This window comes from Rheinheimera pleomorphica (genome assembly GCF_011634895.1).
In the GTDB taxonomy this organism is placed as follows: Bacteria; Pseudomonadota; Gammaproteobacteria; order Enterobacterales; family Alteromonadaceae; genus Alishewanella; species Alishewanella pleomorphica.
This window is the reverse complement of sequence record NZ_SIRR01000008.1, coordinates 371,773-393,186: the sequence shown is the minus strand read 5'-3', so window position 1 is coordinate 393,186 and position 21,414 is coordinate 371,773. Positions and strand designations below refer to the sequence as shown.

Annotated in this window: 15 protein-coding genes; 13 read left to right on the top strand and 2 right to left on the bottom strand. The window is 49.6% G+C overall.

The window, feature by feature from the left end:
* Positions 1–9 precede the first annotated feature (9 nt).
* Genes EYB30_RS10955 through EYB30_RS10945 form a run of 3 tightly spaced genes read left to right on the top strand, consistent with a single transcriptional unit; the run spans position 10 to position 6,874 of the window.
* On the top strand, positions 10–2,481 hold the full coding sequence (locus tag EYB30_RS10955) for a sensor histidine kinase (protein ID WP_166838951.1): 2,472 nt from the start codon (positions 10–12) through the stop codon (positions 2,479–2,481).
* Positions 2,481–5,255 (top strand): PAS domain-containing protein, encoded by a 2,775-nt coding sequence (locus tag EYB30_RS10950; protein ID WP_166838950.1) that lies wholly within the window; start codon positions 2,481–2,483, stop codon positions 5,253–5,255. The genes EYB30_RS10955 and EYB30_RS10950 overlap by 1 nt, the downstream gene beginning before the upstream one ends.
* Positions 5,252–6,874, top strand: a complete 1,623-nt coding sequence (locus EYB30_RS10945) for a diguanylate cyclase (protein ID WP_166838949.1) — start codon at positions 5,252–5,254, stop codon at positions 6,872–6,874. Before EYB30_RS10950 ends, EYB30_RS10945 begins: the two co-directional genes overlap by 4 nt.
* Before the next feature lie 42 nt (positions 6,875–6,916).
* Here EYB30_RS10945 and luxS read toward each other — a convergent pair whose 3' ends face one another.
* Positions 6,917–7,426: an S-ribosylhomocysteine lyase gene (gene luxS / locus EYB30_RS10940; RefSeq protein WP_166838948.1), complete on the bottom strand. Its 510-nt coding sequence runs from the start codon at positions 7,424–7,426 to the stop codon at positions 6,917–6,919.
* A 226-nt stretch (positions 7,427–7,652) separates the two neighbouring features.
* Between luxS and dnaK the strand changes: the two genes are divergently transcribed.
* From dnaK to EYB30_RS10910, 6 genes are all read left to right on the top strand, one after another.
* A complete protein-coding gene (gene dnaK, locus EYB30_RS10935; protein ID WP_166838947.1) occupies positions 7,653–9,563 on the top strand; it encodes a molecular chaperone DnaK in 1,911 nt (636 codons plus the stop codon).
* Positions 9,564–9,632: 69 nt separating this feature from the next.
* Positions 9,633–10,775 (top strand): molecular chaperone DnaJ, encoded by a 1,143-nt coding sequence (dnaJ, locus tag EYB30_RS10930; protein WP_166838946.1) that lies wholly within the window; start codon positions 9,633–9,635, stop codon positions 10,773–10,775.
* Positions 10,776–10,876: 101 nt separating this feature from the next.
* On the top strand, positions 10,877–11,677 hold the full coding sequence (locus EYB30_RS10925; protein ID WP_166838945.1) for a M48 family metallopeptidase: 801 nt from the start codon (positions 10,877–10,879) through the stop codon (positions 11,675–11,677).
* Between the two features lie 154 nt (positions 11,678–11,831).
* A complete protein-coding gene (locus EYB30_RS10920) occupies positions 11,832–12,428 on the top strand; it encodes a hypothetical protein (protein WP_166838944.1) in 597 nt (198 codons plus the stop codon).
* Between the two features lie 164 nt (positions 12,429–12,592).
* A complete protein-coding gene (locus tag EYB30_RS10915) occupies positions 12,593–13,444 on the top strand; it encodes an HprK-related kinase A (RefSeq protein ID WP_166838943.1) in 852 nt (283 codons plus the stop codon).
* Positions 13,438–14,517 (top strand): nucleotidyltransferase domain-containing protein, encoded by a 1,080-nt coding sequence (locus tag EYB30_RS10910; RefSeq protein WP_166838942.1) that lies wholly within the window; start codon positions 13,438–13,440, stop codon positions 14,515–14,517. Before EYB30_RS10915 ends, EYB30_RS10910 begins: the two co-directional genes overlap by 7 nt.
* Here the strand turns inward: EYB30_RS10910 and EYB30_RS10905 are convergent.
* Complete coding sequence (locus tag EYB30_RS10905) at positions 14,504–15,844, bottom strand: Na+/H+ antiporter NhaC family protein (protein ID WP_166838941.1); 1,341 nt, start codon at positions 15,842–15,844, stop codon at positions 14,504–14,506. The genes EYB30_RS10910 and EYB30_RS10905 overlap by 14 nt on opposite strands.
* A gap of 184 nt (positions 15,845–16,028) precedes the next feature.
* Between EYB30_RS10905 and EYB30_RS10900 the strand changes: the two genes are divergently transcribed.
* The 4 genes from EYB30_RS10900 to carA all read left to right on the top strand — a co-directional run bounded on the left by EYB30_RS10900 (position 16,029) and on the right by carA (position 21,390).
* Entirely contained in the window at positions 16,029–17,900 is a 1,872-nt protein-coding gene (locus EYB30_RS10900; RefSeq protein WP_166838940.1) for an MFS transporter, read from the top strand.
* 101 nt (positions 17,901–18,001) lie between these two features.
* Entirely contained in the window at positions 18,002–19,156 is a 1,155-nt protein-coding gene (locus EYB30_RS10895; RefSeq protein ID WP_166838939.1) for an iron-containing alcohol dehydrogenase, read from the top strand.
* Between the two features lie 96 nt (positions 19,157–19,252).
* Entirely contained in the window at positions 19,253–20,062 is an 810-nt protein-coding gene (gene dapB / locus EYB30_RS10890) for a 4-hydroxy-tetrahydrodipicolinate reductase (RefSeq protein ID WP_166838938.1), read from the top strand.
* Positions 20,063–20,259: 197 nt separating this feature from the next.
* Complete coding sequence (gene carA, locus EYB30_RS10885; protein WP_166838937.1) at positions 20,260–21,390, top strand: glutamine-hydrolyzing carbamoyl-phosphate synthase small subunit; 1,131 nt, start codon at positions 20,260–20,262, stop codon at positions 21,388–21,390.
* Positions 21,391–21,414: the final 24 nt, after the last annotated feature.

The window sequence follows — 21,414 nt, the reverse complement described above, 5'->3', positions numbered from 1 at the left end:
TTTAGTATTATGACAATTGCGGCTAAGCAGGGCGTTATAAGCAAAGCGGGTATCGGCTATATGATGCTTGTCTTGCTATTTTTAATCGCCGCAGTTGGCTTAAATTACACCCGGTTACCGCTGTTTTTCAGTGTCGAGTTTATTTTTGGCTCAGCTGTAGCGGTGCTGGCGTTGTTAGTGTTAGGTCGGGTGGCAGCCATTATTGCCGGTGGTGCGGCTGCAGCTGTAACGCTTGCTATTTGGGGGCATCCCTACGCCTTGCTGGTTTTTACAGCGGAAATTATCTGGTTAAGCTGGCGCTGGCGGCCTGACAAAGGTTTTAATCTGGTCCAGCAAGACTTGCTATTCTGGTTAGTTGCCGGTTTACCTGCTGTCAGTTTGTTGTATACCTATGGCTTGGACATCAACTGGCAGACCTCAGTGCTTATTGCGCTTAAACAGATGACAAATGGCGTTTTTAATGTTTTGTTGGCTAGTTTGCTGATACTGGTGTTGCAGTCGCAACAGCCGATCCGCCGGCATCTGGCCTTGCCGCTTACCAGTTTACGCCAGTGGTTATTTCATATTCTGATTGCTTTAACCTTATTTGCCGGTTTTGTACCCTTACTGCTGGATGCGCGCAAGTTGCAAGCCGAGTACATGTACAGTGTTGAACAGAGATTGCAGTTGTTAGCTGTCACTGTGCAAAAGCAATTGCAGACATTGGGGCAGCCGGTCAATGAGGCAGATATAGCTAAGCTGCTGCAGGCTGTACTACCAGATGACAGCTACGGCGTGCAGTTGTTGTATTCAAGCGGCAGTGTTGTTAGTCGGGCAGGCTTCATAAAAAGCGTTGATATATCAACTGCCCACATAGCTGAAGCGGGATTTTCGCACTGGCAACCCGTCGCTATATCGCCGCTACTGCAGCGTTGGCGGCAAAGCCGCTATGTTTTAGTGCATCCTACAGCTGACTTACCGGGCATTAACGCTGTAGTGTTGGAGCACAGTGCCAAAGAAGTGATGACCAAACTGGAACAGGACAGTGCGAGGCAGCTGTTACTAATGGTGAGCTTTTTATTACTGGCCACTCTGATAGCCAACTGGCTTAGCAAAGCGATAAGTGGCCCCTTACACCGCTTGGCACTTGTCAGCGAAAAGTTGCAGGTGAATATTGCCTCTGGTGCAGAAACTGACATACCGGCGAGTATCGTTGCCGAATATAACACCCTGGGACTAAATTTGCGGGCTATGAGCCGTGAGCTGACATCAGCGTTTAATATCAGCAAGGCGAATCAATCGGACCTGGTACGACAAGTTGATGAAAGAACTCAGCAATTACAGCAGACTAATAGCCAACTGGAGGCCATTTTAGCTGCGGCTTCCGATTTTTCTATTATTGCCACCAATAGTGACGGGCAGATCAGTTATTTTAGTCGTGGTGCCGAAAAGCTACTGGGCTACACCGCAGAGGAGTTGGTTGGTAAGCAAACACCGGCTATTTTGCATGTAGCTGAAGAGGTTGAACAACGATCGCAGCAATTAACAGAGCTGTTGCAGCAGCCAGTTACTGGTTTTCGGGCTTTTGTTGTAATGGCTGAACAACAAGGCAGCGAAACCCGGCAATGGCACTATGTACGTAAAGATGGCGACAGAGTGCCGGTATCGCTTACTGTTACGCCTATTGTTGAAGCAACTGGTGATATTAGTGGCTATTTGGGCGTGGCAAAAGATATATCTGAGCGTAATCGCCACGAAAAACTGAAGAATGAATTTATCTCGACAGTAAGCCACGAACTGCGTACACCGCTTACGTCCTTATATGCCGCTTTGCGTATCATAAACTCTGGCAAGCTCGGAGAGCTGCCGGTAAAGGTGGCTAACTTACTACAACTGGCGGAAAGTAACAGTAAGCGTTTGGGTAGGCTAATTAATGATTTACTGGATATCGAAAAACTTACCGCAGGCAAGTTTCAGCTTACACTTGAGCTGCAACCAATACAGCCATTGCTGATGCAGGCAATTAACGACATTGCCGGTTATGCAGCACAGTATAAAGTAACGATAGTTAGCGATTTTGCAGCAGTGCCGTTATTGGCAAAGTTGGATGCTGCCCGTTTTGTGCAGGTGGCCACTAACTTATTGTCAAATGCCATTAAGTTTTCACCTACAGGCGCATCGGTAACTGTGCGGGCCTATGCTGACACTGCAACGATACAAGTAGATGTCATTGATCAGGGTGACGGCATAGCTGACGATTTTAAACAGCGCATTTTTGAAAAGTTTGCTCAGAGTGATGCTGCTAATACCCGCCGCCAGGGGGGCACCGGCCTTGGCTTGGCAATCAGTAAAGAATTGACGGAAAAAATGGCGGGGCAAATCGGTTTTACATCAATAGCCGGTAAAGGTGCGACGTTTTGGTTGCGTTTTCAGCGTTATGATGGGCAAACTGGCACTGAGTTGCCCGCTGAGGCAAATCATTCAACGTCGTTGGGGGCATAATGCAGTCACCGGTAAAGCCAGAAAATGAAACCTTACGCCTGCAGGCACTTTCAGATGCGGCCTTGCTTGATACTGAGGCTGACCCCCGTTTTGACAGATTAACCCACTTGGTAAAGCAGTGCCTGCATACCGATATCGTGCTGATATCGCTGGTTGATATTGAGCGGCAGTGGTTTAAGTCGCGTCAGGGTTTAGATGCATGCGAAACCGGCCGTGATATTTCATTTTGCGGCCACGCTATTTTAGCCAGCGATATATTTGAAGTACCGGATGCTTCGCTGGACTCGCGTTTCGTTGACAACCCCCTGGTTACTGGGGCACCCTTTATCCGTTTTTATGCCGGTGCGCCGCTGCACTTTAACGGCCAGCGTATAGGCACTTTATGCATCATAGAGCCCCACCCCCGCCAGTTAACTGCTACTGAGCGGCAAATTTTACGCAGCTTTGCTGATGCAGTGGAGCAGGAGATTAGTGACCGGTTGCAGGAGCAAGCTCACAGCCAGCTAGCCGCCAGTGAGCTGATGTATCGCTCGGTATTGGAAGGTACCCGTATTGGTACCTGGCAGTGGAATGTGCAAACGGGCGAGACGATATTTAATGAACGTTGGGCCGAGATAGTTGGTTATACCTTAAACGAGCTTGGGCCAATAGATATTAATACCTGGCTTAAGCTGGCGCATCCGGATGATCTGGTAGAGTCCGGCCGTTTACTGGAGCAGCATTTTGCTGGCCAATCGCCGTTTTATGACTGTAAATGTAGGATGCAACATAAAGACGGTCATTGGGTGTGGGTACATGACCGGGGCCGGGTAATCAACTGGACCGAAGATGGCAAGCCGTTAATGATGTATGGCACCCATGCTGATATTACCGAACAAAAGCAGGCTGAGCAGGACTTAAAAGCCAGTCGTGATCAGTTTCAAGCGCTGGTAGCTAACATCCCCGGTATTACATACCGCTGTAAAGCTGACAAAGACTGGACCATGTTGTTTATGAGCGGCAGTATTGACCCCTTATCCGGTTATCCGGCCAGCGATTTTATTAACAACAGTATACGCAGCTATGCCAGTGTTATTCACCCGGAGGATCAAAGCCGCCTTGAACTTGATGTAAACAGTGCTATAGCCGAAAAGCGCAACTGGTTATTGCAATACCGGGTGTTGCACAAAGACGGCACTACGCGTTGGGTTGAGGAGCGTGGCCAGGCGGAATATAACGAGGATGGTGAGGTTATTTGTCTGGATGGTTTTATTCTGGACATTACTGAAGAAAAAAGCCTGAAACAGCAACTTTTAAAACTAACCTCACAGCTGCCCGGCGTGGTTTACCAGTATCAGCAATGGCCAGATGGCCGGGCTGCATTCCCTTATGCCAGTGACAATATTAAAAAAATTTATGGCGTTTCTGCCGAAGACGTTAAACACGATGCAACTTTTTTATTCAGTAAAATGCATCCGGATGATCTGCAAGGCTTAGCGCAAAGCATTGAGCAGTCAGCCAATAACTTATCGGTATGGCAACACCAATACCGGTTTTTCTCAAATGATAGTCATCCTGTTTGGCTGTCTGGTAGCGCCACACCTGAGCGGATGCCGGATGGCAGTACTTTGTGGCACGGTTATATTGAAGATATTACTGCCAAGAAAAAGCATTATTTAGAGCTGGAGCGATTAAATAAAGAATACAGACTTAGCCAGCAACGGCTGGATATCGCCAGTGAAACTGCGCAAATGGGCTTTTGGCAGGCTTCGTTAAAAACCGGTGAGCTCTGGTGGTCGCCGGTAATTTACCAGATCTTTGGCCTGGAGGAATCTGTGGTTCCCAGCGTGGCCTTATTTAAAAGTACACTGCACCCGGATGATCGGCAGTTGGTTGCAAATAGTGAACAAAAAGCGCTGGAAACAGGCTTGCACGACGTAGTGCACCGTATTATCAGGCCGGATGGCAGCATACGTTGGGTGCATGAGCTGGCAAAAATGCTGCCTGAAGAGCAAAACCCGCAGCAGATTATGGTTGGTTCAGTGCAGGACGTTACCGAACGCATTGAACTACAACAACTAAAAGACCAATTTATCTCGACGGTGAGCCATGAATTACGCACTCCGCTCACTGCCATTAAAGGTGCGCTAAGTCTACTTAACTCTAACAAGCTGGGCCAGGCACCAGATGCTATGCATCGTTTACTGAATATAGCCTCAAGTAACAGTGAGCGCTTAGCGCAGTTAATTAATGATTTACTGGATATGGAAAAGTTAATAGCAGGCAAAATGCCATTTGATATCCAGCCGCTGCCGGTAGTAGCAGAGCTTCAGCAAGCGGTGGATAATTTACAGCCGTTCGCAATGCAACATCATGTTGATTTGGTTATTGAAGTTAGTAATACACCAATAGTGCTGGCTGATGCACTGCGCTTGCAGCAAGTGCTGACAAATTTACTGTCAAATGCGATTAAGTTTTCACCTGCCGGCAGCGAAGTAAAGTTGGTTACGCAGCAGCAGGAAGATAAGGTTCAGATTATAGTGTCGGATAAAGGTGCCGGTATAGCGCAGGAGTTTCAGCACCGTGTGTTTGAGCGGTTTGCTCAGGCCGATGGTTCTAATCAGCGGCAAAAGGGCGGTACCGGTCTGGGGCTGGCAATTTGTAAGGAGTTAGTGCAGCAAATGCAGGGCAGTATTAACTTTAGCTCTCAGCCGGGTGTCGGAACCAGCTTCGTAGTCAGCTTGCCCATCGCCGGAATAGCGTTGTCTGCAGATAATAAAGGAGTAAACGTTTGAGTAACGCGAAATCCAGAGCCGATTTGTCTGCCGCTTTTGCTACCTTGCGCCGCCGGTTTGAAGCTAGCCTACCTGAGCGTTCTGCTAAGATGCTGGCACTAATGGAGCAACCCTCACACAGCAACCTGTCGGACGTGGTCGCTGAGGCACATAAGCTGGCTGGCGCCTGTGGCACCTTTGGCCAATCTGTACTTGGCAGTCATGCCAGACAGATTGAACAATTAGCCATAGAGGTTGACAGCAAAGACGATGATGAACGTCTGCAGGCATTGCCCAGTTTGCGTCAGGTTGTATTGGAATTTGATATAGCGGTTCAGACAGCCCTGCAACAGGTGAGCGTAGAAGAAGCCGAAAACGCAGAGAAACTGCATCAGCCTGACACGGTATGGTTGTTATTAACATCTGCTACGTTGGCGGAGGAGTTAACGCGGCAATTACAGGCATTTGGCCACAAGGTTGAATGTTTTAACGATTTTAACAGCTGCCTCACGCGGCTGCAAAGCACAGCGCCTGCAGTACTATTTTCGGTTATTCATGCAAAAAACGGTGACTCGTTATTTAAGCAAACTCTGCTATTAAAGCAGCTAAAGCAGCTACGTAGCCGTTTATTGGTGCTTTCAGACAGAGATGAGTTTACGCTGCGGATAAACGCTGTGCAGCATCGTGCCGATGCTTTTTTTGTCTCACCGCTGGATATACCAAACATGATTGCCACTATCAGTGAGCTGTTAGAGCATGGTAACAAGCAAAGCGGCAGGGTTGTTATTGTTGATGATGACCAGCTGTTAGCACAGCACTATGCCTTAGTGCTAAATAGTGCCGGCATAGAAACTCATATTATTGCCAATACGAGGCAGATCATTGCTGAGCTTTTGGTATTTCAACCGGATTTATTACTGATGGATATGTATATGCCGGAATACTCCGGCGCCGAATTGGCGGGCGTTATCCGGCAATATCCGTCGCTGAAGCGTTTGCCAATCGTGTTTTTATCTTCTGAAATAAACAAAACACTGCAACTTAGTGCTATGGCCTATGGCGCCGATGACTTTCTAACCAAGCCAATTGATGATGCCCAGCTGGTGCAGGCTATTAAAACCCGCCTTCAACGCAGCTTGCAATTAAAAAGCCTGATTGAAAAAGACAGCCTGACGGCCTTAATAAAACACAGTGCCATTAAACAGGTTGCTGAACTGGAATTTGAACGCAGCCAACGTTACGGCAAGCCATGCAGTGTGGTTATGCTGGACATTGACCACTTTAAAGCCGTTAACGACAACTATGGCCATGCCACGGGTGACCTGGTCATTACTGCCTTGGCGACCCTGTTACGTAAACGTATCCGTAAAACCGACAAAGCTGGCCGCTATGGTGGTGAAGAGTTTATGCTAGTGTTGCCAAATTGCCCAAGACCTGAGGCCGTTGTGTTAACGCAGCAAATATTAGACGCATTCAGGCTGTTAAACTTTGGCGATGGAGCCGGACACTTTAAATGCACCTTTTCAGCGGGTGTAGCGAGTAGCGAGGATGCGCAGTATAGCGCTGCTGAGCAAATGATTGAGGCAGCGGATAAGGCGATGTACAGAGCTAAGCGTACAGGTAGAAATCAGGTGTTGTAATGACAGCCCGCGATAAAAGCGGGCTGATGTGCTTAACCCTGCTTAAAGCTTGTTCAGGATCTCTGTGGGCAAGGCCAGTTCATCATTTTTATTCACACCCACGCCACGCTCAAGAATGTTTTTCGCAATTTGCTTGGCTTCGTCCAGCGAGTGCATCTGTGCCGTGCCGCACTGATAAATGTTCAGCTCAGGAATATCGCTTTGGCTGGCCACGTGCAATACATCATCCATCGCCGCCTGCCAGGCCTTGGCCACGCGCTGCTCGTCCGGTGTGCCAATTAAGCTCATATAAAAGCCGGTGCGACAGCCCATTGGTGAAATATCGATAATCTCAACATCATCACCATTCAAATGGTCGCGCATAAAGCCAGCAAATAAATGCTCCAGCGTATGGATACCTTTTTCCGATAAAATTTCTTCATTTGGCACACAAAAACGTAAATCGAATACGGTAATAGCATCGCCTTTTGGCGTATTCATTTTTTTTGCCACCCGCACGGCTGGGGCTTTCATAATGGTATGGTCGACGGTAAAGCTGTCCAGTAATGGCATAACATAAGCCTTTTTTAAGAGTAGGAACAATGTCGGCTATTATAGTCGGGTCAGGCGGGATAAGTTAACCGCTTTTGCCGCTAAAAGCGTTAAACCCCGGCTAAAGCCTTGCTTTTATAAGTTAAAGCAAATTTTTTACGTCAATAACCTTGAATGGATCAGGGCTAATCCCCATTAACGCTTCAACACAATTTTTAATTGTTCAAATATTAAGTGGAGAGCAGTTATGGGCAGAATCATCGGTATTGACTTAGGTACAACCAACTCTTGTGTGGCGGTATTAGACGGCGACAAACCTCGTGTATTAGAAAACGCGGAAGGCACCCGTACTACGCCATCTATCATTGCTTATGCTGAAGACGGTGAAGTACTGGTAGGCCAGCCGGCAAAACGTCAGGCAGTTACCAACCCGAAAAACACCTTATTCGCCATTAAGCGTTTAATCGGTCGTCGTTTTGAAGACGAAGAAGTACAGCGCGACATCAAAATTATGCCTTACGCCATTGTTAAGGCAGATAATGGTGACGCCTGGGTTGAAGTTAAAGGCAAAAAATTAGCCGCACCGCAAATTTCAGCCGAAGTGCTGAAAAAGATGAAGAAAACCGCCGAAGACTACTTAGGCGAAGCGGTTACAGCTGCGGTTATTACCGTACCGGCCTACTTTAACGATGCACAGCGTCAGGCCACTAAAGATGCCGGCCGCATTGCCGGTTTAGACGTAAAACGTATTATCAACGAGCCAACCGCTGCGGCACTGGCTTATGGTATGGATAAAAAGAAAGGCGACACCAAGGTTGCAGTATATGACTTAGGTGGCGGTACTTTTGATATCTCTATCATTGAAATTGACGATGTAGACGGCGAACAAACCTTCGAAGTATTGGCTACTAATGGTGATACGCACTTAGGTGGTGAAGACTTTGATAACCGTTTAATCAACTACTTAGTAGAAGAGTTCAAAAAAGAGCAGGGTATTGACCTGCGTAACGACCCGCTGGCCATGCAGCGCTTAAAAGAATCTGCTGAGAAAGCCAAGATTGAGCTGTCTTCAGCGTCACAAACGGAAGTGAACCTGCCGTACATCACCGCAGATGCGTCAGGCCCGAAACACTTAAATATTAAGGTAACCCGCGCCAAGCTGGAATCCTTGGTAGAAGACTTAGTGCAGCGTACTATTGAGCCGCTGAAGCAAGCATTGAAAGATGCGGACTTAAGCGTCGGCGAAATTGACGACATTATCCTGGTGGGCGGTCAAACGCGGATGCCGAAAGTACAGGAAGCGGTAGCGGCGTTCTTCGGTAAAGAAGCGCGTAAAGACGTGAACCCGGACGAAGCGGTAGCAGTAGGTGCGGCCATTCAGGGCGCGGTACTGTCAGGTGATGTAAAAGATGTATTGCTGTTAGACGTAACACCACTGTCACTGGGTATTGAAACCATGGGCAGCGTGATGACAGCGCTAATTGAGAAAAACACCACGATTCCAACCAAGAAGTCACAGGTGTTCTCAACGGCAGAAGACAACCAGTCTGCAGTAACCATTCACGTACTGCAGGGCGAGCGTAAGCGTGCCTCTGATAACAAGTCATTGGGCCAGTTTAACTTAGAAGGTATCCGTGCCGGCCGCCGTGGCGAGCCGCAAATTGAAGTGGTATTCGACTTAGACGCCGACGGTATTTTGCATGTGTCTGCTAAAGATAAAGACACTGGCAAAGAGCAGAAGATCACTATCAAGGCCAACTCAGGCTTAAGCGATGAAGAAATTCAAGCCATGGTACGAGATGCTGAAGCGCATGCCGAGGAAGATAAAAAGTTTGAAGAGCTGGTACAAACCCGTAACCAGGCTGATGCGATGGTGCATGCTACCCGCAAACAGCTGGACGAAGTGGGCGATGCCTTAGCGGCCAATGACAAAGAAGCCATTGAAACGGCAATCAAAGATCTTGAAGCGGTGTTAAAAGGCAGCGACAAGGCGGCGATTGACGAGAAATCACAGGCACTTATTCAGGCATCACAGAAGCTGATGGAAGCGGCACAGGCTAAAGCTCAGCAAGGCGGTGGCGAGGCTGGCCAGCAAGCAGACAGCAACGACGATGTAGTGGATGCTGAGTTTGAAGAAGTGAAAGACGACAAGAAGTAATCTGGCTGAAGTATAAGGGCTGGCCAGGTGCCAGCCCTTTGGCATTAAGACTTTTACTGAGCGGGAACTATGTCCAAGCGTGACTATTATGAAGTATTAGGTGTCGCCAAAGGCGCCGACGATAAAGACATCAAAAAGGCTTATAAACGCCTCGCCATGAAGTTTCACCCTGACCGTACTCAGGGCGATAAAGCCATGGAAGAGAAGTTTAAAGAAGTCCAGGAAGCCTATGAGGTGTTGTCGGATGAGCAAAAGCGTGCTGCCTACGACCGTTTTGGCCATGCCGGGGTAGACCCAAACCGTGGCGCCGGTGGTTTTGGCGGCGGTGCCGGTGGTGCTGATTTCGGTGATATTTTTGGCGACGTGTTCGGCGATATTTTCGGTGGCGGCGGCCGTCGTGGTCAATCACGGGCGCAGCGCGGCTCTGACTTACGCTACAACCTGGAGCTAAGCCTGGAAGAAGCAGTACGCGGCAAATCAGTCGACATTAAAGTGCCGACTATGGTCGGTTGCGACAGCTGTGATGGCTCGGGTGCGAAAAAAGGCACCTCAGCCAAGAGCTGCCCAACCTGTCATGGCGCCGGCCAGGTTACCATGCGTCAGGGCTTTTTTGCCGTACAGCAAACCTGTCCGACCTGTAATGGCCGCGGTAAAATTATTCCGGAGCCCTGCACTAAGTGTCATGGCGAAGGCCGCATAGAGAAAACCAAAACCCTGTCGGTGAAAATTCCGGCTGGCGTTGATACCGGCGATCGCATTCGTTTAACCGGTGAAGGTGAGGCCGGTATGCACGGCGCACCGGCAGGCGACCTTTACGTACAGGTGCATGTTAAAGAACACCCGATCTTCGTGCGTGATGGCAACAACCTGTATTGTGATGTACCACTGAGTTTTACCACGGCAGCCTTAGGCGGCGAGATTGATGTGCCGACATTGGATGGCCGGGTAAAACTGAAAATACCGGCAGAAACCCAGACGGACAAAATGTTCCGCCTGCGTGGTAAGGGCGTGAAGTCAGTGCGTGGTGGTGGTGTCGGCGACTTAGTGTGCAAAGTGGTCATTGAAACACCGGTTAACTTAAGCGACAAGCAAAAAGAGCTGCTACGCCAACTGGACGACAGCATGGCGGGTGATGGTGAAGCTAAACACCGGCCAAAATCAAAGGGCTTCTTTGATGGTGTGAAGAAGTTTTTTGATGATTTAACCAGTTAAAATTTAATGAAAAACCACCTTCGGGTGGTTTTTTATTGCTTAGCAGATACAATAAAACAAGTTTAGTTTTTGCCGCTTAGGCAGCAGATAAGGATATAGCAATGATAAAGAAGTTACTGGTTACCAGCACCTGTGCCCTGTTAATTGCCGCCTGTGCTCAGTCGCCGACAGGCCGGCGCCAGATTATGCTGTTTAATGACGCTGAGCTTGGCAAAATGGGCGCGCAAACCTTTGAATCAATGAAAGCGGAAACGCCAATTGCCAAAGATGCAAAAACCAATAGCTACGTCAAATGTGTGGCCAATAGCTTGCTGGCGGTTACACCAGACAGCACCCGGGCGCAAAGCTGGGAAATTGTGGTGTTTGATGCCGATCAGGTCAACGCTTTTGCGCTGCCGGGCGGTAAAATAGGGGTTTACACCGGCTTATTAAAAGTGGCGCAGAATCAGGATCAACTGGCCGCTGTGGTAGGGCATGAAATTGCCCACGTTATTGCTGGCCATAGCAATGAGCGGCTGTCGACCAATCAGGGCATCCAAACCATACTGGCGCTGGGCGACGCCGGCATGAAAGCATATGGCGTTAAATACCAGCAAGAGTTGATGACCGCTTTTGGCCTGGGGGCACAGTTGGGCGTAGCGTTACCCTTTAGCCGGGCGCACGAGAGCGAGTCGGATATCATCGGCCTGGAGCTAATGGCCAAAGCCGGTTTTGAACCACGTCAGGCGGTAAACCTGTGGCAAAATATGGCGGCTGCCGGCGGTGGTGGTACGCCGGAGTTTATGTCGACCCATCCGTTGCCAGAGACGCGGATTAAAGATTTACGCGAAAAAATGCCAGAGGCAATGAAAACCTATAATGAGCGTAAAGCCAGAGGCCCCTTGCCACGTTGTACAGGCTAAGCTTGATAGGTGTCAGTTTGCTTTACAAAGTGAAAGTGTGGTTTTGCGGTGCTTGGTTTTAATCTGAATTAAAACATAGTATTAACGTGTTGGATTTGATCTTGCATAATTGTAGCAGTACACTTTTATGCAATTTGCTTAATGGAATAGGGTTATGGCATCAGTTAATGACAAGGAAACTTCTACTGAGCATTCCGGACGCAGAAAATTTTTGCTGCGCGCCGGGCTTGGCTCTTTGCCGGTATTGCTGACACTAAAGAGTAAAGCAGCCTGGGGTACCAGCACCTTAAACTGCTCACTCAGTGAAACCGCATCGCAAATGCAGTCGGTACAGCCGGACAAGTTTGTGCAGTGCGAGACCACCTTTAAATCGCACGGCAGTGCCAAATTGTATTTTGAAGCCCACAAAGCCGGGGCTGGCGATGGTAAAGGCGCCTATTTTTGGCATTATGGCGGCGCCTGGGATAAACAGTGGGGCCTGATTGATATCAACCAATATACTAAATTTAATATGGTATTTGGTTCAGGCTATCAAGGCACGTTGAAGCAAGCAGTTAACATGAAAGGCGGTTTCCCGTTGATCCGGAATATTGCCTGTTTGTTTCTTCATTCTTTGTTTTATCAGCGCGAAGGTATTGCGACAAATATTCCTTCAGCTGACCAAATTGTCGCAGCCTATAAAGCAGTGAAGACACAGGAAGAGCAGAAAAAGCTATCTGATTTATTAGTTTATTATATTGACGGGTATTAATAACCAGATGGATGTGACGCTGAGTTACTCTGCATGGTTAAGCTGCTGTGAGCAACCTGATGAACTGGAGACGATATTTAGCGACAGTTCGCGAGTTGCTTTTTGTTTTACAACTCATGAGACCCGGCAGCTCGCTGCTGATGAGCAGGATGATGGGATAGCGCTTGACTGATTTTGTGTTACATACCGCGCCCTTTTCGGTTCTGGTAACTAACCGCTGCAGTAAACTACGTTCCGCACTGGCAGAGTTGTATCCCCCTTCCATTTTAACTGCGCCCGATGACAGCATTATTTACGATTTTTGCCTGGATGTGCGGCGGCGCTGGGCTGGCTGGGGCCGGCCTTTTCATGTGTCGTCTGCGCAGCAGCATTTTCGGATGACAGAGCGTCAGCAGTTGGTGCCGGTGTTTGAATGGGGCTTAAACTGGTGTGTGGCGTCTTATCAGCACCAGTATCTGGCTATTCATGCTGCCGTGTTAGAGCGCGGTGGCAAAGCGTTAATTATGCCGGCGCCGCCCGGTTCGGGTAAAAGTACCCTGTGTGCTGCCTTGATGCAGGAAGGTTGGCGGCTGTTATCGGATGAAATGTGCCTGGTGGATTTATTAAGCGGTGAAATAGTGCCGTATGTGCGACCGCTTAGTCTTAAAAATCAGTCGCTTAAGCTGCTTAAACAATGGTACCCACAGGCTGACATACGACAGATAACAACTGGCACCACTAAGGGCACGGTAGGCTATATGCTGCCTGGCGTATCAAGCTGGCAGGCTTACCGGCAAACCGCGACAGCGGCCTGGGTGGTGTTCCCGCAATATAATGCCAGCCAACAGCAATTAGCGTTAACCTGCCTGCGTAAAGCGGATGCTTTTATGCATTTGGCGCATAATTCGTTTAACTATACGGTGCTCTCTGCGCGGGGCTTTAACAGCCTGAGCACCTTAGTGCAGCAAACCGACAGTTTCCGTTTAGAATATGCTGATATTGAGCAGGCGCTGCACGAGATAAACCAGTTATGTTGAGCACACTGATGCTGGATTTTTTTGCCGATCCGGAGCGCTTTATACAGCACGCCAGCGCAGCGCAGTGGACGCAATTTTTGCAGCAGGCGCGTCAACATGGCCTTAGTGCCCGGTTTTATTACCTGCTGCAACGTAAAGGGCTGTTGGCGCAGGTGCCACAGCAGGTGCAGCAGCATGGCTTATCGGCAGCCCGCTATGCCGAGAAACAACAGCAGGCATTGTTCAGTGAATTGCAGCAGTTGGAGCCGCTATTTGCTGCGGCAGAGTATCCTTGTGTATTGCTAAAAGGCGCGGCCTATCGCTGTCGGGCCTTGCCGGTGAGTTACGGCCGCTTGTTTGCTGATATCGATATGCTGGTACCGGCAGCACAACTACGACTGACACGGGACAAGTTATTTTTCTATGGCTTTCAGGAAGTTGGGCTTAGCGATTACGACAGGGCCTATTATCTGAACTGGTCACATCAGAATCCACCGTTACAACATTATCAGCGCGGCACTGTTATCGACCTGCACCATCATATTTACCCAACGGCATCAGCGCGTAAAATTGATATCAGCCCGATATTTAGCCATGCTGAGGCAATGCCGGGCTCGGCGTTTAAGCTGCCTAAAAGCGCGCATTTGTTTATTCATGCCGCTGTGCATATGTTTTATCAGGAAGAAACGCACAAACTGCAAAAAGACCTTATCGACTTAAATGATCTGCTGCTGCAGGTGCAACAAGAGCAGCAGCTGGATTTTATGCTGCAACAGGCGACACTGATGACAGTGCAGTCAGCCGTGGCTAACGCTTGCCAGATATTGGCAGAGGTATTTGCTAACCCGGCGGCTCAGCATTGTCGTGGCAGTATGCGGCTGAGTAAGGCGCAGCCGCTGGTATGTTATCTGCTATTGAGTATGCTGCGCGGGGACGGGATCCGTGCCTGGCTGGCGCAGCAGTTATGGTTTGTTCGTGGCCACAAATTAAAAATGCGCTGGCAGGTTTTGCTGTACCACACGCTGGCAAAACCCGCTGCTGCAATACAGCAATGGTTAAGGCGGACCCTGCACAGCGATATTAAGCGCCGCTGATCTGCGCTTGTCGGGCGGATGCTGGCCGCGCCAGAATAATGAGCAATGCCACAACCAATAAGATCAGACAGTAATAGCTTTGGCTGACCACCTGCCAGGGCGAAATACCAAAACTGGCGCCGAGCAGCAGTGCCTGGGCGCCATAAGGCACCAAGCCCTGGCTGATACAGGCAAAAATATCCAGTAAACTGGCGCTGCGCCGTGGGCTGATATGATGCTGCTGCGCCAGCGTTTTACTTAGCTCACCGGTCAGCACTATGGCTACCGTATTATTGGCAATGCAAAGATTACTGATAAATGCCAGCGCGGCGATGGCCAGTTGCTGGGCTTTATTGCCAGCCAACCTCAGGCCGTTGGCTAATTGCTGAATGTTACCGGCAATCCAGGCCAGACCACCTTGCTGTTTGATAAACTCACTCAGTGCGCTTACCAGCATCGCCAGCAAGAAAATTTCCTGTACATTGGCAAAACCGCTGGCGATATCTTTGCCCAGATTAGCGATGGCGTAATCGGCGAATATTGCCCCCTGTAGTGCCGCCAGTACTATACCTAATAACAGCACGACAAATACATTCAGCCCCATCACCGCCAGCAGCAAAATAGCAGCATAAGGCAGCACACCGCTCCAGTTTACACTATCAATGGCCACCGGCGCGCCATCGTTGGCCAGCACAACATACAGCAGCAGTGTCAGTGCCGCCGCAGGCAGGGCAATTTTGATATTTTCACGGAATTTATCCGCCATCTGCGTGCCCTGGGTGCGGGTAGAGGCGATAGTCGTGTCGGAAATAATCGATAAGTTGTCACCAAACATCGCACCGCTTAGCAGTACACCGGCGACCAGAGCGGGCTCTAAGCCTGCTTGCTGTGCCAAACCAACCGCTATTGGCGCTAATGCGCCTATGGTACCCATAGAGGTACCCATGGCAGTAGACACCAGGGCAGCAATAATAAACAAACCGGGTAATAACCAGGGCGCGGGCACCAGGCTTAAGCCAGCATTGACCGCAGCGTCGACACCGCCGGTGGCGCTGGCTACACTGGCAAAAGCACCGGCTAACAAGTAAATAATGCACATGGTAATAATATTGCTGTTGCCGGCGCCTTTGATCATCACATCAATGGATTGCTGCAATGGCGCTTTATGCAGCCAGATAGCCAGTATTAGCGCCGGGATAATGGCAACATGACCGGGCAACTGATAAAAAGCATAAGCCACATCCTGTTGTTGCAAATACAGGCCGGTGCCTAAAAACAGTGCCACAAAAAACAATAACGGCAGTAACGAGCGTTTGGCACCGGGTGCCATATCAGTCTGTTGAGTCATAGCTTATCCTGTCAGGCCAACGCCGATGTTAATTTCAGGCATAGTTGGCAAATGGACGCGCACTATATAGATGGCTGGACGTCCTGTCAATTTGTGCTGGCGCGTTTTCGTACTGGTATAAGCTACCTGAGTTTATTATGCTGGCAACAATTTTTTCTGTTGTGCTGTGTCACATGGAGTGTTGATGTCACCATTTAAATTACTGCTATCGCGTCGTTTTTTGCCGTTCTTCTTAACCCAGGCCTGCGGTGCCTTTAACGACAATGTGTTTAAAAATGCACTGATGTTGCTGTTGGCGTTTACGGCGGCCAATGCGTTGCCGTGGGACACGGATCTGACAATGAACCTGGCAGCCGGCTTATTTATTCTGCCATTTTTATTGTTCTCCGCCACTGCCGGTGCTCTGGCTGACGCGATGTGTAAAACCAAACTGATCCGTGCGCTTAAGCTGCTGGAAATTGGCTTAATGTTGCTGGCTGGTCTGGCATTTTATTTTCAGCAGTATTTGTTGCTGCTGGGGCTGTTGTTTTTAATGGGCAGCCAGTCGGCATTTTTTGGCCCGGCAAAGTATGCCATTTTGCCGCAGCTGTTGAATGACAAAGAATTACTGGCCGGTAATGCCTGGGTGGAGATGGGCACCTTTGTCGCTATCTTGCTGGGTACCATTGTCGGCGGCTTGTTGGTTGGGGTGGCCGATGCGCCGTTATGGATTGGTCTTGTCGTCGTGTTGTTTGCACTGTTAGGTTACCTGATCAGCAGGCAAATTCCGGCGGTGGGCGAGGTGAATGGCGCCGGGCGTTTTCGCTTTGCCCCCTGGCAGCAAACAAAAAACACCATCAGTATCAGTTATGCCAACAGAACGCTGTATTTGTCGATTATGGCAATTAGCTGGTTCTGGTTTTTGGGCGCCAGTTACTTAACCCAGTTCCCCAATTTTACTAAAACCGTGCTCGGTGGTGACAACACAGTAGTGACCGCATTATTGGTTGCGTTCTCGGTAGGCGTCGGTATCGGTTCTATGCTGTGCGAGCGTTTATCGGGCGACAGGGTAGAGCTTGGTATAGTGCCGATAGGTTCCATAGGTTTAACGCTGTTTGGTATTAGCCTGTATTTCAGCAGTCCGGCGCAGGTACCGGCTGAGCTGTTAAACCTGTCGCAGTTTCTGGCCAGTGCATTTGGCTGGTGGGTGTTAATTGACCTGACATTGATTGGCATCTTTGGCGGCCTGTTTATCGTACCGTTATATGCGTTGTTGCAGCAACGGGCAGAGCCGACAGAGCGGGCGAGGGTCATCGCGGCCAATAATATTTTCAATGCCTTGTTTATGGTGGTCAGTGCCATGGCCGGTATCGTGTTTTTAACCCTGCTGGATTTAGCAATACCGGAGTATTTTCTTATTCTGGCTATTATGAATGCGGTAGTGGCGCTGTATGTTTACAGCCAGTTGCCGGAATTTGTACTGCGCTTTGTCATCTATATACTCAGCCATACCATGTATCGGGTTAGCAGTCGTGGTCTGGATAATATCCCCTCAGAAGGTGCTGCGGTGCTGGTGGCTAACCATGTCAGCTATGTCGATGCACTGTTAATCGGTGGGGCAGTACGCCGACCGGTGCGTTTCGTGATGGAAAAAGCTATTTATGATTTACCGGTCGCGAATTGGCTGTTTAAAGCGGCGCGCACTATTCCCATTTGTGCCCGGCAGAAAAATGAGCAGGTGTACGAAGCGGCTTTTGCCAGCATTAAGCGTGAGCTTGAGCAAGGCAATCTGGTGTGTATCTTTCCGGAAGGGCGTTTAACTAAAACCGGCGATATTGACGGTTTTCGCCCCGGTATAGAGCGTATTCTGCAAGAAACGCCGGTACCGGTGGTGCCGATGGCACTACAAGGTTTATGGGGTTCCTTCTTTAGTCATCATGGCAATGGCGCTTTTAAGTTTAAAGGCCGTTTTTGGTCTAGAATTAGCCTGCACGCCAGCGAGGCATTACCGCCAGAGCAAGCGAGTGCGGCTGTATTGGAGCAGCAGGTTCGCCAGCTCAGGGGCGATTCGGCCTAAACAGCGCGCGCTTTAACGCAATATGTCGGTCTGGCCTTGATCCCACCTCAGGCCAGCCGCATAACACTGAGCCTAAAGCAGACCATAGCGTTGGAGACAGCATGTTTAATTTTTCGTTTCAAAACCCCACCCGTATCGTCTTTGGTAAAGATCAACTGAAGCAAATCAGTAAGCTGATCCCGCCAGGTAGCAAGGTGTTATTAACTTATGGCGGCGGCTCTATTAAGCAAAACGGGGTATATCAGCAGGTAGTGCAAGCGCTGGACGGTTTTGACTGGCAGGAATTTAGCGGCATAGAGCCTAACCCCAGCTTTGAAACCTTAATGCGGGCGGCTGATTTAGTGCGGCGCGAAAAAATAGACTTTTTACTGCCCGTGGGGGGCGGTAGTGTGATTGACGGCACTAAGTTTATCGCCGCGGCCGCTGTATTTGCCGGCGATGCCTGGGATATTTTAGCTAAAGGCGCCAAAGTAACCTCTGCTATCCCACTGGGCTGCGTGCTAACGTTACCGGCTACCGGTACCGAGAGCAACGGCAATTCAGTGGTAACCCGCTATGAAACCCAGCAGAAACTGTCATTTTCAAGCAGCTTAGTGTATCCGCAATTTGCTATTCTGGACCCGACAGTGACCTTTAGCCTGCCGCCGAAGCAGGTTGCCAATGGCGTAGTGGATGCCTTCGTACATGTGATGGAGCAGTATATGACCTATCCGGTTAATGCACCGCTGCAGGACCGTTTTGCCGAGGGCATTTTACACACGCTGATTGAACAAGGGCCAAAAGCATTAAGCCAGCCAGATGACTATGATGTGCGGGCTAACGTAATGTGGGCGGCGACCATGGCGCTAAACGGCCTGATTGGTCAGGGTGTGCCACAGGATTGGGCGACCCATATGATTGGCCATGAAATTACTGCCTTGTATGGCCTGGATCATGCTCAGACTTTAGCCATAGTGCTGCCGTCGCTGTTGCAGCAGCAACGCACGCAGAAACGCGACAAACTGCTGCAATATGGCCGCCGGATCTGGCAGTTGCAGCATCAGGACGAAGAGCGCTTAATGGATGATGCCATTGCGCATACCCGGGCTTTTTTCGAGCAAATGGGCGTACCAACCCGCTTAGCCGATTACGGTATTAACGCCGATGCAGTGGATAAACTGGTGGCGGCGCTTACTGCCAACGGCATGCTAAAGCTGGGTGAGCATGGCGATATTACGCCAGAGGTATCGCGACAGATTTTGCAGCGCGCGGTTTAGTTATAAAAATGGCCATTAAGATGGCTATTTTGCTTCCCCCTACCGGCGGCTTTTGCTCTAATAGCCGCCATTGTTATTGTTATACAGAGCCAGATTATGTCTTCTATCGGTGTTTTGGGTGCTAACGGCCGCATGGGCCGGGCGTTAATTACGGTTGCCAATGAGCAACAGTTAAACCTGACGGCAGCCACAGTGCGGCCAGGCTCCGATCTGCTCGGCGTCGATGCCGGTGAGCTGGCCGGTGTTGGCAAGTTGGGTGTGTCACTTAGCGCCACCGGTGCTGACAGTATCAAGCAGGCCGATATTTGGGTTGACTTTACCATGCCGGAGGCCATGCTGGCGCATCTGCAATTGGCAGTGGCGGCGGGCAAAGCCATGGTGATAGGTGTAACCGGTTTAACCGACGCGCAATATCAGCAAGTGCAGCAGGCCGCGAAGCATATTGCAATTGTTTGGGCACCCAATATGAGTGTTGGCGTAAACCTGCTGCTGCATTTGGTGCAAACCGCCGCCAAGGTAATGGGCCAGACGGCAGATATTGAAATTATTGAAGCGCACCACCGCTTTAAAAAAGATGCGCCATCGGGCACGGCACTGGCTATTGGTGCCAGCATTGCCAAGGCGCTGGACCGCGACCTGGCTAAGGTGGCAGTGTATGGCCGCGAAGGCATGACCGGTGAGCGACAGCAGCAAACTATTGGCTTTGCTACGGTGCGTGGCGGCGACATTATTGGTGACCATACCGCCTTATTTGCAGATTTGGGCGAAAGGCTGGAAATAAGCCACAAAGCCTCTAGCCGAAACACCTTTGCTCAAGGTGCACTGCGCGCTGCTTTGTGGTTGCAAAATAAACAGCCCGGACTTTATTCTATGCAACAAGTGTTAGGTTTAACCGAGTTAAGCTAACTTTTTGCGCTATTAAGCTTAAAAATAGCGTAAAGTTGTCATTTGTAATAAAAATCAAAAAAAGCATAGCTAATCCAGCGCTGATCGCCTAAAATAGTCAGGTTTGCCTAGCGCAAATCCGGGTATCACATTTTGGGTCAAAACGGGTTGTAAAACAGTGTCAGTTTTCGCCCGTTTTTTGCTGTTTGGAGGTTATCTTGACTAAGTCCGCCCTGCTCGTACTGGAAGACGGCACCGTATTTCGCGGTACAGCCATTGGCGCTGAAGGAGTTTCTGTAGGTGAGGTGGTGTTTAACACCTCTATGACCGGGTATCAGGAAATATTAACTGATCCCTCATACGCAGAACAAATCGTTACTCTTACTTATCCACATATTGGTAATACCGGTACTAACCTTGAAGATGAGGAATCCGGACAAGTCTGGGCCCGAGGCCTGATTATCCGCGACCTGCCACTGTTAGCCAGTAATTTCCGTAACCAACTCTCACTTAGTCAGTATTTAACACAACATAATATTCTTGGCATCGCCGATATCGATACCCGCAAACTAACCCGTATTCTACGCGAAAAAGGTGCCCAGAATGGTTGCTTGATGGCGGGGGATAATCTGGACGAAGCCAAGGCGCTGGAACTGGCTAAAGGCTTCCCTGGCTTATCGGGGATGGATCTTGCCAAAGAAGTTACCGTTAAAGCGCCTTATCAGTGGACAGAGGGCAGCTGGCAGTTAGGCGAAGGTCATCGCGCAGCACCAGAGGCGCGGTTCCACGTAGTCGCCTATGATTTTGGCGTAAAGCGCAATATTTTACGTATGCTGGCCGACCGCGGTTGTCAGCTGACAGTGGTACCGGCGCAAACGCCGGCCAGTGAGGTATTGGCGCTAAACCCGGATGGCATCTTTTTATCTAACGGCCCTGGCGATCCGGCACCTTGTACTTACGCCATTGACGCCATTAAAACCTTTTTAGATACCGACATTCCAATTTTTGGTATTTGCTTAGGCCATCAGTTACTGGCGCTGGCCAGTGGCGCGCAAACCGTGAAGATGGTAGTCGGCCACCATGGTGGTAACCACCCGGTACAAAATCTGGACACTAAGCGGGTATTAATCACCGCGCAAAACCACGGTTTTGCCGTCGATGAAGCCAGCTTACCGGCCAATTTACGCGCTACGCATAAATCATTGTTTGACGGCACCCTGCAAGGGATACACCGTACTGATAAACCGGCATTCAGTTTTCAGGGCCATCCGGAAGCGAGCCCGGGCCCGCACGAAGCCTCTGAGCTGTTCGACCACTTTATCGCGCTGATGCAACAAGCCAAAGCCTAAGCGAAGAGAATTACGGAGACTTAC

Coding starts and splice junctions, on each gene's coding strand:
- EYB30_RS10955 (WP_166838951.1), top strand. CDS start 10: ATGACAATTGCGGCTAAGCAGGGCGTTATAAGCAAAGCGGGTATCGGC.
- EYB30_RS10950 (WP_166838950.1), top strand. CDS start 2,481: ATGCAGTCACCGGTAAAGCCAGAAAATGAAACCTTACGCCTGCAGGCA.
- luxS (WP_166838948.1), bottom strand. CDS start 7,426: ATGCCATTACTGGACAGCTTTACCGTCGACCATACCATTATGAAAGCC.
- dnaK (WP_166838947.1), top strand. CDS start 7,653: ATGGGCAGAATCATCGGTATTGACTTAGGTACAACCAACTCTTGTGTG.
- dnaJ (WP_166838946.1), top strand. CDS start 9,633: ATGTCCAAGCGTGACTATTATGAAGTATTAGGTGTCGCCAAAGGCGCC.
- EYB30_RS10925 (WP_166838945.1), top strand. CDS start 10,877: ATGATAAAGAAGTTACTGGTTACCAGCACCTGTGCCCTGTTAATTGCC.
- EYB30_RS10920 (WP_166838944.1), top strand. CDS start 11,832: ATGGCATCAGTTAATGACAAGGAAACTTCTACTGAGCATTCCGGACGC.
- EYB30_RS10910 (WP_166838942.1), top strand. CDS start 13,438: ATGTTGAGCACACTGATGCTGGATTTTTTTGCCGATCCGGAGCGCTTT.
- EYB30_RS10905 (WP_166838941.1), bottom strand. CDS start 15,844: ATGACTCAACAGACTGATATGGCACCCGGTGCCAAACGCTCGTTACTG.
- EYB30_RS10900 (WP_166838940.1), top strand. CDS start 16,029: ATGTCACCATTTAAATTACTGCTATCGCGTCGTTTTTTGCCGTTCTTC.
- EYB30_RS10895 (WP_166838939.1), top strand. CDS start 18,002: ATGTTTAATTTTTCGTTTCAAAACCCCACCCGTATCGTCTTTGGTAAA.
- dapB (WP_166838938.1), top strand. CDS start 19,253: ATGTCTTCTATCGGTGTTTTGGGTGCTAACGGCCGCATGGGCCGGGCG.